This is a genomic window from Actinomadura rubrisoli (assembly GCF_004349215.1).
Lineage (GTDB): Bacteria > Actinomycetota > Actinomycetes > Streptosporangiales > Streptosporangiaceae > Spirillospora > Spirillospora rubrisoli.
Genome location: NZ_SMKU01000049.1, coordinates 22,544 through 38,112, shown reverse-complemented (window position 1 = coordinate 38,112; position 15,569 = coordinate 22,544). Strand labels below are relative to the sequence as shown.

Here is a 15,569-nt window from a genome sequence, read left to right as displayed (position 1 = left end):
ACGACGAACCCGGCCGGGTCGAACCATTGGCTGATGCGGGACTACCTCGCGCGCGCGTCTCTGCACATGACCCGCGACGGGGCTGTCCTGCGCTCGGCCGAGGGAAACCGGCTCGACCTGCACCGGTTCTCGTTCAAGCTGGAGGACAACCCGTCCCTCCCGGCCGAGTACGTCGCCCAGGTCAAGGCCGAGAACGTCGGCCTGTTCTACCGCCGCAACGTCCTCGGCGAGTGGGTCCTCGCCGAGGGCGCGGTCTACCCGTGGGACGAGGCCCGGCACATCGTTGAGGACCTCCCGCCGATCACGCGATGGCTGGCGACCGCCCTCGACTACGGCACGACCAACCCGTTCCACGCCGGGACGCTCGGCGTCGGCTCCGATGGCCTGCTGTACCTGACCCGCGAATGGCGCTGGGACTCCCGGCGCGAGCATCACCAGCTCTCGGACGTCGAGTACTCGCACCGGCTCCGCGAGTGGCTCGGCACCGTCCCGATCCCGACCACCACGCTTACCGGTGTCGCCCCCGAGTACACGATCGTGGATCCCTCGGCCGCCTCGTTCCGCGTGCAGCTCTACCGCGACGGGATCACGGCCAAGCTCGGCAACAACGCCGTCCTCGACGGCATCCGGAGTGTTTCCTCGCTGCTCGCCCTCGGCGCCCTGCGCGTGCACGCCTCGTGTGTCGAGCTGGCCCGCGAAATGGCCGGCTACTCGTGGGACGACAAGGCGTCCGAGCGCGGCGAGGACGCGCCCCTCAAGGTCGACGACCACGGCCCAGACATGCTCCGGTACGCCGTCCACACCACCCGGTCAGCGTGGCGTCCCCTGCTGCCCGCTGGCCTCACCCTCGCCGCGTAGCGGCCCCCCGTTCCCGGCCCGGCCGCGCGGGCGACGCGCGGTCGGACCCGGCAAGCCCCACGGAAGGACGGCCCATGCCTGACACCGCCCCGCGCCGGTTCCAACTCGCGCGCGCCACCGACGTCACGGGCGTATCCGGGGTCGGGCTCGTCGCCGACGGCGTGCTCTGGCCCGACGGCGCTGTCTCGGTCCGATGGCGCGGCGAGATGCCCTCGACCGTGGCGTGGGAGTGCCTCGACCATGTTGTCCAGGTGCACGGGCACGCCGGTCACACGCGCATTCTGTGGCTCGACGACGACGCCACCGGCGCCGAGACCGTCAACGGCGTCTACCGTGAGCGCGCCGCGCTGGTCGCCTACCTCGCCACGCAGCACCCCGCCGTTCTCGCCTACACCGACCCCGACGCGCCGGACTGGGCAGTCGTCTACGTCCACACCCCGGCCGGACAGATGTCCTGGCACATCGCGCCCGAGGATGTCGACCTGTTCGCCCACGTCGCGAAGGTCACCCCGGACGACCAGCTAGCCGAATGGGACGGCCACGACACGCCCACGAAGTACGAGCGCCTCGCCCACATGACCCGGTTCGCGGCACTCGCGAACGACCAGCGGGGGAGGTGAGGACATGCCACTACCCACCGGTGACATCCCGTGGCCGCCCCCGGCGTGCCATACCCCGTACCGGCTCTACCGCGACGCCGGTACCTGGTATTCCGGCGACCCTGAGAAGCTCGCCGCGCTGTACTCCCCGGCCGGCGGCATGCCGGGCCTGGACCTCAAGGACTACGACCGGCCGAGCCAGTACCGCGGCGGCCTGGTCGGCAGGGTCGCGCGGTTCTTCTGGGGATCGCCGACGCCCCGCAACCAGCTCCGCGACTCCCGCCTCCACGTCCCGATCGCCGGCGACATCGCCTCGACGTCCGCGGACCTGCTGATGTCCGAGCCGCCCGCGTTCGTCATCGGCGACGACCCGAACACCCAAGAGCGCATGGACGAGCTGCTCACCGAGGGCGGAGTGTACGCGGTGCTGCTGGAGGCCGCCGAGCTGGCCGCCGCCTACGGCGATGTGTTCCTCCGCGTCTCCTGGAACACCGGCATCTCGGACTATCCCATCGCCGACGCGCTCCCGGGCGACGTGGCGGTCCCTGAGTGGCAGGCGGGCATCCTGCGCGCGGTGACGTTCTGGAAGATCGTCCACGAGGAGCACGGGCGCGTCTGGCGGTATCTGGAACGCCACGAACCGGGCCGCGTGCTGCATGGCCTGTACGAGGGCACCGGCGAGCGGCTCGGCCAGGCCCGCCCGCTCGCCGACAACCCCGAGACCGAACCGTTCGCCGCGCTGGTCGACGCCGAGGGCGCCATCCCCACCGGGTACGCCGGGCTGACCGCGCAGCACATCCCCAACGTGCGCCCCAACCGGCTGCTCCGCGGCTCGCCGCTGGGCCGCTCGGACTTCTCCCCGGCCGCGATGCGGTTGATGGACAGCCTCGACGAGACGTATTCGGCGTGGATGCGTGACATCCGGGTGGGCAAGGCCCGCCTGGTGGTGCCGCGCGGCTACCTCCAGAACCTGGGCCGCGGCCAGGGCGCCGCGTTCGACCCCGATCAAGAGGTGTACGAGGCACTGGACGTCCTGAACGAGGACGGCGGCCGGATGGACATCTCCGCGCATCAGTTCGCCATCCGGGTCGCCGAGCACTCCGGCACAGCGCAGGACCTCACGGCGCAGATCGTCCGCGGCTGCGGGTACTCGACCCAGACGTTCGGCGAGGCCGGCGACGTCGCCGCGACCGCCACTGAAGTCGTCGCGCGCGAACGCCGCTCCTACACCACCCGCGGCCGGAAGATCACCTACGCCCGGCCCGGCCTCGGCCGGTTCGCCGAGGCCCTGCTCGCCGTCGACGCCGCCGTCTACAAGACCAGGGTCACCGCGCAGCGACCCGCGATCGAGTGGCCCGATGGCGTCGCCGTCGACCCCAAGAGCCTCGCCGAGACCCTCGACCTGATCAACCGCGCCGAGGCCGCCTCGACTGAGGTCCGCGTCCGGATGCTGCACCCCGATTGGGACGAGCCCCAGATCATGGCGGAGGTCGAGGCGATCCGCGCCGACGCCGGCGGCATGACCGACCCCATCGAGCGAATGACCGACGCGATCCGCACCGCCGAGCCCACCCCGGAAGACCCGGACGGCCCGCCGGCGGCGCGTGCCGGCGAGGAGTAGACGCCGGTGGCCGTCGACGCCGACCTTGTCGACGGCATCGCGGCGAGCGTCGCCGACATCTACCGCGAGGCCGAGACCTCCCTCGTCCGGCTGGTCGCCCGCCACCTCGACGCCGACCTCGACTCCCCGGCCGCCGAGCAGCGGCTCACCACGGTCCAGGCCCTGCGCCGCGGCGCCCAGGCCGTCATCGCCAGCCTTGAGGCCGACTCCGGCCCGGCGCTTCGTGACGGTCTGGCGCGCTCGTACCGGCACGGCTGGAGCAACGCCACCGCTGGCCTCCCCGAACGGTTCTTCCCCCGCTCTGGGATCGGGCAGGCCGCCCGCGCCGCCGCGCGCGAGCGGTCCGGGACGGGGTTCGTCGAGGCCCTCGCCGCCGCCCTGCATCGGGACTTCGGCAAGGTCACGGGGAACGTGCTCCGCAACGTCGAGGACGCGTTCCGGTCAGTCCAGGCCGCCGCCGCCGCGCGGATCCTCACCGGCGCGCAGACCCGTCGGCAGGCGGCACAAGCCGCGTGGCAGCGCCTCGTCGACCGCGGGCTGATGTCGTTCACCGATCGGGCCGGCCGCCGCTGGCGTCTGTCCTCCTATGTCGAGATGGCGACCAGGACCAACGCCCAACGCGCCGCGACGACCGGGCAGGTCGACCGGCTCGACTCCATCGGCGTCAACCTCGTCCTCGTCTCCAACGCGCCGCAGGAGTGCCCGAAGTGCCGCCCGTTCGAGGGCAAGATCCTCCGCACCGACGCTGGGCCGCTGGAGATCCGCGTCGAGCATCCAACGCGCGACGGCGTCATGACGACGGTGGAGGTCTACGCCACCCTCGACGACGCCAGGTCACGCGGCCTGTTTCATCCCAACTGCCGGCACTCGGTGTCCGTCTACCTCCCGGGCATCTCGAAGTTGCCGGACCGGCCGACCGCCGATCCCGAAGGGCACAAGGCCCGCGAACGTCAACGTGAGTTCGAACGGCGCATCAGGAGGCAGAAAGAACGCGCCGAGGCCACCCTCACACCGGAGGCCAAGAAGGCCGCGAACGCCCACGTGCGGAAGGCTCAGGCCGACCTCCGCGACCACCTCGCCGCCCACCCCAAGCTCAAGCGGCTCCGCTACCGTGAGCAGCCCGGCGCCGGGAACATCCCGCCCCGCCGCGGCGGTCCGACCGACCCGGCCGGCGACCTGGGCCCGCCGACCGAGCCCACCCTCGACGGAGGCCCTGCCGCCCGCCCGCCGTCCCGGACGCGCCGGGTCGACGACCGCGACCGGCCGCCCGTCGACGACCGGCGCCCCGGCCCGGATCAGCCCGAGCTTGAGAGGCCGCCCGGCCCCGACCCGCGCAACCTGCCTAACGAGCAGCTCGAACAGCGGCTCATGGACCTCATGTCCGGCGAGGATCCTGTCGAGTTCGAGCGGGTCGCCGCCGAGATCGACCGGCGCGACGCCCTCGCCCGCGCCGCCGAGGCGCGCCGCGTGGCGAACCGGGAACGCGCCGCGCGGCGCCGCGAGCAGCGGCAGGACGAGCAAGGCCGCCGCATGGAGGAACTCCTCGCCGCCGGCATCCCCGAGGAGGAAGCGGTCGCCGAGGTCTACGGCATCGCCATCGAGACGCAGCGACGAGGCCGCGCCATCGCCGATCTCCGCGAGCAGGGGTACAGCGGCAAGGGGTTCGAGGACCTCGCCCGCGCCTCGTACAAGGACCTGATTCACCGGCAATGGCTCGCCGCCGAGAACGCCACCCGCGGCCAGCTCGTCACCCCGGAGGGCCGCGCCCACAGCATCGACCCCGTCCGGCTGTTCTCCGGCCCGGAGTCCTACGCGCGCCGCTGGGCCTCCGACGAGCTCAAGGGCTGGTGGGACCGGCACGGACGGATGACGTTCGCGGAGTGGAAAGAGCAGCTCATCGGCGATTCCGGCGCGATCCGTAGACTCCGCGAGTCCGGTGGGGGAGACTTCCTCGCATGACCACCGACGCCGCGGGCGCCGTGGTGATGATCCGGGCCCTCCAAGCTGGTCGAGCCGCCGCTGAGGCCGGACAGCCGATCACCGTGTGCCCGCACGACCCGGACGCCGAACGCGCGCATGATCGCGCGCTCGCCCGCATGTGGATCCGCGGCTACTCCAAGGCCAGCACGGCCGAAGTCGACTACTCCGGTTGACGGCGCCGCCCGCTCCCGGGCTTCCGTGTCCCTTTCGCTCCCTGTCCCGGACGGGCCTTATGCCATGCCCTGATCTCGTCCACGCGCGAGGGAAGCCACCCCGGCAGCTCGCGGTCACCGAGCACGCCGTCCGGTTCCGGGAAGTCGTCGCTACGTTCCTGCCACTTGGCTACAGCTTGCGCGGACACGCCGAACAGGGCGCCGATCTGCGCCCTGTCCAGGTACCGGGTGGGTCCGGTCACGCGGCCACCACCGAGAACAGGCCACCGTCGAGGGCGGGCACCTCGGACAGCGCCAGGCCGAACAGGGCACCGTCAGTGCGCTCGGTCTCGGCAACGAGCTCGGCCCGCTCGTCGCTGTTGGCAACGGCGACCACGAGGCGGAAGCCCTCGTATCCGCTGGTGTTCCAGCAGTCGACGCACGTGACGTCGGCACCGTGGGCGAGGGGCAGGCTGAGCTGCCCCATGGGCAGGGCGTAGGTGAAGGTGTGGCCGCAGTTGAAGGTGATGGTCTGGGTGACGGTCGCCTTGTTCATCTGTCCTCCTGAGTGTTGTCCGTGTTAAGTACAACACTAAAGTGCCCTCCAAGTGTTGTCAACACTACGGACAACATTTAGTAGGTGGGGCAGATGTACGCGCGCACCGCCTTCAAGATCCGCTGAGCCTTCGCCGCGCCGAACCCCTGTGAGTGTCCCGGTGCGGTGAACCGGATGTTTGTGGTCTTCAGCAGGTACGCCCGATCGCCGGGCCGGCTCTTGACCGAGGTGCATTGGTTGCGGCCACGGTCGATCGCCTTGTCTGGCTTGCCGTGAACGATCTCCGGGTCGATCGCTTGCAGCGCCGCGAGGTAGGCCGCGCGGGCGCGAGCACCCGGCGATGGTGGGATGCCCGTCTCGATCGGCGCCTCCCGCTTCGGCGCCTGGGCCGATGAGGACTTTGAGGGCCTGGCCGACGATGCGCTCGTCCCGCCCTCCGAACCGCACGCGGTCGCCCCCAGCATGAGCAGCAGCGCCACCGCGGCATATCGCGCATTCATGGTCATGGCGAATCACCGTATGGATCTGTCACGCCACGTGCGGCACCGCGACCACTACCGGACTCCCTTCGCCTGGAGCGGAGGGCCGCTCACCGGCCAGGGCCCAGGCGCCCGGCCGCCACCACCGCGAGAACCCCGGAGGCTCCCGCATGTACGAGAACCCGTCGACGACGCCCGGCGCGATCATCGGCTACCGCAAGAACGGTCTCCCCATCCGACTCATCGCCGGCGGCAACGGCGAGGGCGGCGACGGAGGCAACGGCGACCAGGGCGGCACCGGCACCGAGGGCGACCAGGACGACGACCAGCGCGGCCAGGACGACGGACAGGCTTCGTCGGGCGGCGGCACTGGCCAGGACGCCGGCACCGCGCAGCAGGGCGACAAGGACGGCAGCCTGGGCGGCGATGTCGCGTCCCTCCCGGCATGGGCTCAGAAGCTCATCCGGGATACCCGCGGCGAGGCCGCCGGGCACCGCACCAAGGCCAAGGACTTTGAGACCAAGCATCAAGGCACGCTCGACGCGATCGCCAAGGCGCTCGGCCTCAAGACCGACGATGCCCCGCCCAACCCCGCCAAGCTCGCCGAGGAGCTGACCAAGGAGCGCAGCAGCACGCGCGCCGCGCTGGTCGAACTGGCGGTCTACAAGAACGCCGGCAAGCACGGCGCCGACCCGGGCGCGCTCGGTGACTCCCGGTCGTTCCTGTCCGCCGTCGACAAGCTCGACCCGGCCGCCGAGGACTTCGCGACCAAGCTCGCCGCCGAGATCAAGAAGGCCGTCGAGGCCAACCCCAAGCTCAAGGCCAGTAACGGCGAGCAGTCGCCGCCGAGCCGTAGCGGCGGGGACTTCGCCGGCGGCACCGGCGGCAAGAACGACGCCTCGTCCATGAGCGTGGACGACTTCCGCAAGGCCCGCCAACAGCGGCGGTCCTAGATCCGCAAGGAGGGCCCACCACCGTGGCCAACACCTTCCTCACCCCCGACATCATCGCCCGCGCGGCGCTGGCGAACCTGTACGAGTCGACCGTCATGGCCAACCTCGTCCACCGTGACTACGAGAACGAGTTCGTCTCCGCGGTCGGTGACACCATCACCGTCCGCAAGCCGCCGAAGTTCACAGCCAACGAGTTCAACCGCGCGGCCGGCATTACCGTCCAGAACGCGACCGAGACCGGCATCCCGGTGACGCTGAATCACTTCGCCGACGTGTCGTTCGCGGTCACCTCCGAGGACCTCACGCTGAACATCGCCGACTTCTCCGAGCAGCTTCTCAATCCGGCGATGGAGGCCATCTCCCAGAAGGTCGACCGTGACGTCCTGGCGCTGCGCGACGACATTACGGCGGAGGTCGGTGTTGTGGCGGGCGGCAACAAGTACGCCCTGACCAATCCCAAGGTTGCCATCGACGCCGGTCGCAAGCTGAACCAGGCCAACGTCCCCACGACCGAGCGGCGCGTCGTGCTCGGCCCGATCACCACCGCCGATTGGCTCGCCGACGACCTGTTCTCCCGGGCGGACGCGCGCGGCGATACCGAAGGGCTCCGCGAGGCCAACCTCGGCCGCCGGGTGTACGGGTTCGACCCGTACATGACGCAGAACATCGCCGTCCCCGCGCAGACCTCCGGGAACAGCACGACCGAGGTCGGCGTCGGGTTCCACCGGACGGCGTTCGCGCTCGTCACGCGTCCCCTGGCGCTGCCCAAGGGCGCCCAGAACGCCGCGATTGCGAACTACAAGGGGTTCGGGCTGCGGGTGGTCTACGACTACGACATCAACAAGAAGCAGGACGTCATCTCGGTGGACTGCCTGTACGGGACCAAGACCCTCGACGCCAATCGCGCCGTCCTGATCAAGGGCGTCGACGTCGCCTGAGGAGGTTCCCCGGATGTTCATCTACCGCAACGCCAATACCGGCGACGAGGTCGAGCGCGAGGAACGGTCGCCGCGGCTGGACCACCTCAACAACTGGACCCTCATCGGCCGGCCCGAGGAGCGGGACGCCGACGCCTCGCAGCGTCCGGCGCGCAACGCCTCGGAGAAGGCATGGCGGGCCCACGCCCTGGCCAACGGCAGGACCGAGGACGAGCTCGCTGGGCTCAAGCGGGACGACCTCGTCGCGCTGTTCCCCGAGGAGTAGGGAGGGGTCGAGGATGGCCTACGCCACCGTTACGGAACTGACCGGCTTCCTCGACCCCGAGCCCGTCCCCGCCGGCGCGGCGCGGCTGCTCGACCGGGCGTCCCGGGACGTCGACCTGGCGCTCGAATGCGCGATCTACGCCGTCGACGCCGGGGGCCTCCCGACGGACGCCGGTATCGCCGCCACGCTCAAAGAGGCCACTCTCGAACAAGCCGCATGGCGGATCGAGAACGGCGAGGAGCATGGCATCGCGTCCCCGGCTGGCTCGGCCGCGATCGGGTCCGTGAACGTCACCCGGGCGGCGTCCGGGGCGGCCGGGTCGGGCAGCGTCGGAGACCTCGGCGCGCAGGCGTACAACGTGCTGCGCCTGGCCGGCCTCGCTGCGGACGGTCCGGTGATCTGGTGAGCACCATCCCCCGGTGGGCTCTGGTGCACCGCGTCGTCATCGAGCCGTACGAGGGCGAGGGCGCGACCGGCGCTGTCTACGCCGCCCCTGTTCCGGGCGTGCGGGCGCTGGTCGAGGCCAAGACGCGCTATCTCCGCAGCGCGGACGGCCACCGGACGGTCAGCGACACCACGGTCTACATGCTGCCCGGTACCAACGTGCCCGCGCGGTCCCGCCTCACCCTGCCGGGCGGCCGGAAGGTGATCGCCATGGCCATCGCCGACCACACCGCGCCGGGCCTGCCGACCCCCGACCACCTAGAGGCGGTGTGCGCATGAGCGTCCGGAACACGATCAACCTCGGCCAGCTCACCGACGCCGAGCGCGCGGGCGCCGTGCGTGGCCTGGCCCTGGGCGCCGAACACCTGCTCCAGGTGTCGCGGACTCAGGTCCCGATCGAGGAGGCCACCCTCGAACGGTCCGGCGTCGCCTCCGTCGACCCGTCCGCGCTGGAGGCCGCCGTGTCCTACGACACCCCATACGCCGTCCGGCAGCATGAGGACCTGAACCTCCGCCATGACGACGGCCGGAAAGCCAAGTACCTCGAAGACCCGATGCGCGAGGAGGCCGACGTCATCCTCGCCCTGGTCGGCGCCGAGATCCGCCGGGCCCTCGGTACCTGATGGGCTGGACCCGCAACCTCCTCGTCGGCCTCGCCGAGAAGCTGGACGAGCGCGGCCTCGCCCGCTGGCAGCCCACCGGCGCCTACCCCCTCGACGGCCTCCCACCGATCTTCCTGCGCACGCTCGGGGACCTGCCCGACACCGCGCTCGCGCTCGTCGCCTACGGCGACCCCGAGACCGAGGGCGCCGGTGGCCTCGCCGACGTGGTCCAGGCCGTACAGATGCGCACCCGCGCACCCGCCCCGGACGCCGTCGACGACCTCGCCGACGCCATCTGGGACGAGCTGCACGGAGCCGAGATGCTCCGCCTGGGCACCGGCCCAGCGCAGATCGCCACGACGCTCATCTATCGCCGGTCCTCCGCTCCGCTCGGCCAGGACGAGCAGGGCCGCTACGAACGCACCGACAACTATTACGTGACCGCGGCTCGCCCGACGGCGAACCGGCCCGACTGAGATAGGGGAGACAGCGCATGGCGCTCAGCATTACCGGCATTGCGCCGAACACCGGGCCCAAGTCCGGCGGCAACACCGTGCTCATTACCGGGACCGACCTGAATACCGTCACGACCGTGACGATCGGCGGGACCCCGGCCGTCACCTTCACCGCGGAGAATGCGTTCCTGCTGCGCGCGGTCGTCCCGGCACACGCGGCCGGCGCGGTGTCGGTCGTCATCGGCGACGGGACGACCACGCAGACCCTCGCCGGCGGGTACACCTTCACGGCGGTGGACGCCTCCGAGCCGCTGGTCTCGACGCTCGCGCGCAAGTTCCGCGTCGACGTCAACACCGGCACCCTGTCGGTGCCGGTGTGGACGCAGGTCCGCGCGGTCACCGACTTCAAGCCGGCCCGCGACAACAACCTGGAGGAGGACGACGATTACGACTCCGACGGGTACGGCTCCAAGACCAAAACCATGATCAATTGGGGGGCGGAGATCAAGGTCGGCCGCAAGATCGGTTTCAGCACGGGCGTCTACGACCCCGGGCAGGAGGCCCTGCGCCTGGCGTCTGAGGAGTTCGGCGCGGACGGCTCCATGCAGATCCGCTACTACGACCGCAACGGCGGCCCCGAGGCGTACATGGGCATCGGCACCATCTCATGGGAGCCAGAGGGCGGCGAGGCCAAGGCCCTCGACGTCGCCACCTGCAAGATCGACGGACAGGGCAAGCTGGCCCGGGTCCCGAACCCGGTCGCCTGATGGCGTTCACCGAACTCGATGAGTTCTTCGACGACACGATCACGCTCCCGATCGGCGGGAAGCCCTACATCATCGACGGCGTGTCCGGCGAGGACGGCCTATGGGCGCAACGCCTCGTCGACGCCATCGAGCGCGCCAAGAAGGAGGAAGACGTCGACGTCGGCAAGCTCGACGACGGCGACGAACGCCTCCTCTACCAGCGCATGCTGGGCGACACCTTCGACGAAATGCTCTCCGACAAAGTGAAGTGGGCCAAGATCGGGCACGCCGCGATGACGGTGTTCTTCTGGACGACGCAGAACAAGACCGTCGCCGAGCAGTACTGGCAGGCCGGTGGTGACCCGGAAGCCCTCGGCTCGGCGGAACCGACCCCGAATCGGGCCTCCCGCCGGGCGTCCGCGGCTGCGGCACGTTCGACCCGGTCACCGGCACCTACGAATGGTACGAGGGCGCGGAGCACCTCGGCGGCCAAGAAGCCGGCTTCACGGTCCAAGAAGTCCTAGCCGAGTGGCGCCTCATCCAGGCTGATCTCCACTCCGAGTACGGCATCGACGTGTCCGACGGGATCCTGCGCCGCCGCTCCTTCCAGTGGCTGATGGTCCGTGTCGAGGGCCTGTTCTGGGCCGACACCCGCCTGTCCCGGCGGTTCCGTCCGCCCGACAAGGACGAGCAAAAGCCCGCACCCTACGAGTAACCGAGGGGGTGATCCCTCTTGGCCCTGGACCTGGGCGAACTCGTCGGCAGGATCTCGCTCGACGACCGCGGCTTCACCGGCACCATCCGGACGGCCGAGCAGGGCATGAACCGGCTGGAGTCCAGCACCCGGAGCAGCCTGACCCGGCAAGAGCAGGCATTCCAGCAGGCAGGGAACGCCAACGCACAGACCGTCACCCGCGCCATGGACCGAATGGAGTCCGAGGCCGCGCGCGGCGGGCGGGAAGCCGGGCAGGCGGCCGCGCGCGGCATGGGCCAGGGTCTCGACCGGGTCGAGACCGAGGCGCGGCAGGCCGGGCAGGACGCCGGCGAGGAGATGGGCGACGGCGCCGAGCGCGAGTCCAAAAGCCGTTTTGGGGGGCTCGGCGGAAAGCTCGCCGGGATGCTCGGCAAGGCGGGCCCGTTCCTTGCCGCGGGCGCCGCGGTCGGCGGGGTGTTCATGGTCGGCCTGGCCGGCGCGATGGAAAAGCAGGACGCCACCGCCAAACTCAATGCCCAGGTGGGGGCTTTCGGGCCAGAGGCCAAGCGGCTCGGCAAGATCGCCGGTGCCCTCTACAACAGCGGCTATGGCGCCGAGATGGGCCAGGTCACCGAGGCCGTTGGCGCCGTCATCACCTCCATCGACGGGATGCGCAACGCCAATAGCAACGCCGTGCGGTCCATGACCGCCAAGGCGATGGACCTCGCCGACGTCTTCGAGATCGAGGTCGGCCGGTCCATGCAGGTGGTCGGGCAGCTCGTCCGGACGGGTCTGGTCAAGGACGCCAATCAGGGCATGGACCTGCTCACCGTCGCGCTTCAGAGGGTCCCCGCCGCCGTGCGCGAGGATCTCGTCGACGCGCTCGATGAGTACGGCCCGTTTATGGATCAGATCGGCATCAAGGGCCAGCGCGCTTTCAACGTCCTCGTCACCGCAGCCGGAAAGGGCGCCTTCGGGCTAGACAAGACCGGTGACGCTTTCAAGGAGCTCACTCTCAAAATCGCGTCCAGCGACAAGGCAGTCGATGACAGCCTGAAGAGTATCGGTCTGAGTCAAGCGAAGGTGCAAGGCGCTTTCGCGAAGGGCGGCAAGGCAGGGACGCAGGCGTTCCAATCGATCGTCTCGGGCCTCCTGAAGATCAAAGACCCGGCGAAGCTGGCCGAGAGCGCGATTGTGCTTTTCGGGACTCCGATGGAGGACCTCAACGTCAAGGACATTCCGGCGTTTCTGCGATCGTTGGCGAAGACCGGCGATGTGCTGGGGAAGACGGGAGGCGCCGCCGACCGCATGGGCAAAACCCTGCACGACACGGCGAGCCAGAACCTGACGACGTTCCAGCGGTCGGTGAAGTCCAAGCTTGTCGACTTCCTCGGTGGCAAGGTCGTCCCCGGGCTCACCAGTTTCGGCGGCAAGGCAAACACCTTCTTTCAAAAGTGGGTTGGCGACAACCAGAGCACGGTCGAGAAGGCCAAGGGCATTTGGTCGAAGGTCGGGAACACGGTCGGCAGCGCGGTCGGTGGGACCAAGAAATGGCTCGACGAAAACCGCGACACTGTCAAGAAGTGGTCGACCGGAATCGGCGATGCCGTAGGAACCGCTGCGGGCATCGTAGATGGCGCGCTGGACATCGTTGGAGTTATCGGCCGGATTTTTGGTCCGACGACGCTGCAAGTGATCGGCCTCTTCATCTCGACCTTGATCGGCTGGTGGAGCGGCGTATTCAAGATCCTCAAGGGCGTCTTCGACGTTTTCGCCGGGATCTTCACCGGCGACTGGCAACGGGTATGGAGCGGACTCAAAAGCATCGTCGCCGGAAACATGAAGCTCATCGGCGTGGTCTTTCGCGCCGCAGGCGGACTGTTCGGCGCGATCTGGGGCCTGATCTGGCGCGGCATCAAGGCCCTCGCGCAACGGACCTGGTCGGCGCTCGTCTCGGCGATCAAGTCGCAGGTCTCCGTGCTGATCTCCGGTGTCGGCCGGCTTTCGTCGCTCCCGGGCCGGGTCGCCGCCTGGTTCGGGCGGATGAAGGACGCCGCGGTCGGCAAGGCCCTGGCATTGGCGGCCTGGATGCGGGGCCTCCCGCCGCGGCTGCTGTCCGGGCTCGGCAACCTGGGCCGGCTGCTCTACGGCGCGGGCCGCGACCTCCTGTCCGGGCTGTGGTCGGGCATCCAGTCGATGGCGGGCTCGATCAAGTCGCGGATCGGCGGACTGATCGACTCCATCATCCCCGGACCGGTCAAGAAGGTCCTGGGCATCGCCTCGCCGTCCAAGGTCATGCGCAAGATCGGCCGACAGATCATGCAGGGCCTGCACGGGGGCCTCACCTCCTCGGACGCGGGGAAGGTCGCCGCGACCACGAAGCGGACCGCGTCCCTGATCGCCAAGGCGTTCAAGGGCAAGAACACCCGCGTCGATGACCGGCTCCTCGCCTCGTTGAAGAAGTCCAACACCAAGCTCCAGGGTTTGGCGAAGGAACGCGCGAAGCTCCTGGCGAAGGTCGCCGAGGCCAAGGAGTACGGCAAGACGATCGCCTCGAACGCTGCCACGTTCGGCGCGATCACCAGCGTGGACCTGGGCGAGGGCGGCGGGTTCGGTGCCGCCATCACCGGCATGCGCGACCGGCTCGCGCAGCTCAAGACCTTCGCGGGCAATATCGCCAAGCTGTCCAAGGCGGGCCTGTCCAAGACCGTGCTCCGGCAGATCCTCGACGCCGGCCCCGAACAGGCCGGCGCGCTCGCCGCGGCGCTGGCCGCCGGCGGCAAGTCCGCCGTCGACCAGGTCAACACCGTCCAGGCCGATCTCGACAAGGTGTCCAAGGGCCTGGGCGACACCGCGGCGGACAGCCTCTACGACGCCGGGCGCAAGGCCGCGAGCGGATTCCTGGCGGGTCTGAAGGGGCAGGAGAAGGCCCTGGCCGCGCAGATGAAGCGGATGGCCGCGGCGATCACCCGCGCCATCAAGAGGGCCCTGAAGATCAAGAGCCCGTCTCAGGTCATGGCCGGGATCGGCGGGAACGTCGGTGACGGCCTGGTGCTCGGCATGGCCAAGACCATTCCCGACCTCGCCCGGGTCACGGCGCAGATGTCGACCACCGCGCAGCAGATCCGCACGCCGGCCCGTGCGGCGGTCGCCGCCCCGTCGGTCGACCTGTCGGCGGCCCGCGCGCAGGGCGCCCGGATCGGCGGGGACGGCTGCTCGGCCGCGCTGCACGTCGAGCACTACCACGAGGCCGAGCGCGGGTCCGCGCGCGGAACCGCCGAGGAGCTGCTGATGTTGACCAAGGCCCGCGGATGACCGTCGAGACCCTCGACGCCGAGGCCCAGTTCACCGCCGAACCCGGCGCCCTCATCACCCGCGACGGACAAATCGAGTGGGCGGGCACGCTGCTGGGCTCCGGGACCCCGTACCGGTGGCTGGAGCTGACCGGGTGGGAGGACACCCCGGGCCTGGACTCCGGCAGCGTGCTCCGCCCCGACCGGCACGGGGCATGGCCCGGACGCCAGCTCGCACAGGAACGCGTCATCACCTGGTCCGCGCGCATCTCCGCGCCCTCCCCCGCCGAGTTCGGGGGACTGGTCACCGCGCTCCGGCGAGCGACCGCGCTCCTGGACGATGGCCAGGAGCGCGCCCTGGTCATCCGCGCCAAGGGCGGCGAGACGCTCCTGACGTGGGCGACGCTGACGTCCCGCATCGTCCCCAACGACAGGCAGGCCGGCATCGGGCGGGGGACGGCGACGATCCAGTGGACCGCCTCCGACCCCCGCCGCTACGCACCGGCCGAACAGACCGTGTCGATCCCGCAGCCGACCGCCGGGGCCGGTCTGATCTACCCGCTGACCTACCCGCTGGACTACGGGACGGCGTCGGAGACCGGCGTCCGCACGGTCGAGGTCGGCGGAGACACCCCGACCTCGCCGGTCGTGACGTTCTACGGCCCATGTACCGGGCCGCGGCTGACGGTGGTCGAGACCGGACGCAGCATCGGGTTCGATGTGCCGCTGGTCGCCGGGGAGACCCTCGTCGTCGACACCGCCAACGGGAGCGTCGAACTGGACGGCGCGGACCGGTTCAACACCCTCACCGCGGCCTCGGTGCCCATCGAGGACCTCACCCTGATCCCCGGCATCCAGACCTTGACCTTTCGCGCCTCGACCTACGGCGGCGGCGCGAGCTGTGACATCACCTGGCGGGACGCCACCCTATGAG

19 protein-coding genes are annotated in these 15,569 nt (G+C 70.2%); 17 read left to right on the top strand and 2 right to left on the bottom strand.

The features are described from left to right. The 5 genes from E1298_RS12860 to E1298_RS12840 form a co-directional block, all read left to right on the top strand. A partial coding sequence (locus E1298_RS12860; RefSeq protein ID WP_131892702.1) for a PBSX family phage terminase large subunit occupies positions 1-858 on the top strand: 858 nt, incomplete at its 5' end. A gap of 74 nt (positions 859-932) precedes the next feature. Continuing rightward, positions 933-1,478, top strand: coding sequence for a WDGH domain-containing protein (locus E1298_RS49455; RefSeq protein ID WP_207944587.1), 546 nt, complete (start codon positions 933-935; stop codon positions 1,476-1,478). A 4-nt stretch (positions 1,479-1,482) separates the two neighbouring features. Next, positions 1,483-3,078, top strand: coding sequence for a hypothetical protein (locus E1298_RS12850; protein WP_131892700.1), 1,596 nt, complete (start codon positions 1,483-1,485; stop codon positions 3,076-3,078). Between the two features lie 6 nt (positions 3,079-3,084). Beyond that, complete coding sequence (locus E1298_RS12845; protein WP_131892698.1) at positions 3,085-5,037, top strand: phage minor capsid protein; 1,953 nt, start codon at positions 3,085-3,087, stop codon at positions 5,035-5,037. Further along, a complete protein-coding gene (locus E1298_RS12840; RefSeq protein WP_131892696.1) occupies positions 5,034-5,231 on the top strand; it encodes an Rmf/CrpP fold protein in 198 nt (65 codons plus the stop codon). Before E1298_RS12845 ends, E1298_RS12840 begins: the two co-directional genes overlap by 4 nt. A 238-nt stretch (positions 5,232-5,469) precedes the next feature. On the opposite strand, the gene E1298_RS12830 is transcribed toward E1298_RS12840, so the two are convergent. Beyond that, a complete protein-coding gene (locus E1298_RS12830; protein WP_131892692.1) occupies positions 5,470-5,766 on the bottom strand; it encodes a hypothetical protein in 297 nt (98 codons plus the stop codon). A gap of 77 nt (positions 5,767-5,843) precedes the next feature. Then, a complete protein-coding gene (locus tag E1298_RS12825; protein WP_243725550.1) occupies positions 5,844-6,245 on the bottom strand; it encodes a hypothetical protein in 402 nt (133 codons plus the stop codon). Positions 6,246-6,415: 170 nt separating this feature from the next. On the opposite strand from E1298_RS12825, the gene E1298_RS12820 reads away from it, so the two are divergent. Genes E1298_RS12820 through E1298_RS12770 form a run of 12 tightly spaced genes read left to right on the top strand, consistent with a single transcriptional unit; the run spans position 6,416 to position 15,568 of the window. Next, on the top strand, positions 6,416-7,198 hold the full coding sequence (locus tag E1298_RS12820; RefSeq protein ID WP_131892690.1) for a hypothetical protein: 783 nt from the start codon (positions 6,416-6,418) through the stop codon (positions 7,196-7,198). A 23-nt stretch (positions 7,199-7,221) separates the two neighbouring features. Continuing rightward, positions 7,222-8,136: a major capsid protein gene (locus E1298_RS12815; protein WP_131892688.1), complete on the top strand. Its 915-nt coding sequence runs from the start codon at positions 7,222-7,224 to the stop codon at positions 8,134-8,136. 13 nt (positions 8,137-8,149) lie between these two features. Next, a complete protein-coding gene (locus tag E1298_RS12810) occupies positions 8,150-8,401 on the top strand; it encodes a hypothetical protein (protein WP_131892686.1) in 252 nt (83 codons plus the stop codon). Positions 8,402-8,414: 13 nt separating this feature from the next. After that, the gene (locus E1298_RS12805; RefSeq protein ID WP_131892684.1) at positions 8,415-8,807 is read left to right on the top strand and encodes a hypothetical protein; all 393 of its coding nucleotides are present in this window, start codon (positions 8,415-8,417) and stop codon (positions 8,805-8,807) included. Further along, complete coding sequence (locus E1298_RS12800; RefSeq protein WP_131892682.1) at positions 8,804-9,124, top strand: hypothetical protein; 321 nt, start codon at positions 8,804-8,806, stop codon at positions 9,122-9,124. The genes E1298_RS12805 and E1298_RS12800 overlap by 4 nt, the downstream gene beginning before the upstream one ends. After that, on the top strand, positions 9,121-9,468 hold the full coding sequence (locus tag E1298_RS12795; protein WP_131892680.1) for a hypothetical protein: 348 nt from the start codon (positions 9,121-9,123) through the stop codon (positions 9,466-9,468). The genes E1298_RS12800 and E1298_RS12795 overlap by 4 nt, the downstream gene beginning before the upstream one ends. Beyond that, positions 9,468-9,923 (top strand): minor capsid protein, encoded by a 456-nt coding sequence (locus tag E1298_RS12790; RefSeq protein WP_131892678.1) that lies wholly within the window; start codon positions 9,468-9,470, stop codon positions 9,921-9,923. The genes E1298_RS12795 and E1298_RS12790 overlap by 1 nt, the downstream gene beginning before the upstream one ends. A 17-nt stretch (positions 9,924-9,940) precedes the next feature. Next, positions 9,941-10,669, top strand: coding sequence for a phage tail tube protein (locus tag E1298_RS12785; RefSeq protein ID WP_131892676.1), 729 nt, complete (start codon positions 9,941-9,943; stop codon positions 10,667-10,669). Then, on the top strand, positions 10,669-11,172 hold the full coding sequence (locus E1298_RS12780; protein WP_131892674.1) for a DUF7426 family protein: 504 nt from the start codon (positions 10,669-10,671) through the stop codon (positions 11,170-11,172). Before E1298_RS12785 ends, E1298_RS12780 begins: the two co-directional genes overlap by 1 nt. A gap of 50 nt (positions 11,173-11,222) precedes the next feature. Then, positions 11,223-11,363: a hypothetical protein gene (locus E1298_RS48045; RefSeq protein WP_165975444.1), complete on the top strand. Its 141-nt coding sequence runs from the start codon at positions 11,223-11,225 to the stop codon at positions 11,361-11,363. A gap of 18 nt (positions 11,364-11,381) precedes the next feature. Next, positions 11,382-14,657, top strand: coding sequence for a phage tail tape measure protein (locus tag E1298_RS12775; protein ID WP_131892672.1), 3,276 nt, complete (start codon positions 11,382-11,384; stop codon positions 14,655-14,657). After that, positions 14,654-15,568 (top strand): phage distal tail protein, encoded by a 915-nt coding sequence (locus E1298_RS12770; protein ID WP_131892670.1) that lies wholly within the window; start codon positions 14,654-14,656, stop codon positions 15,566-15,568. The genes E1298_RS12775 and E1298_RS12770 overlap by 4 nt, the downstream gene beginning before the upstream one ends. Position 15,569: the final 1 nt, after the last annotated feature.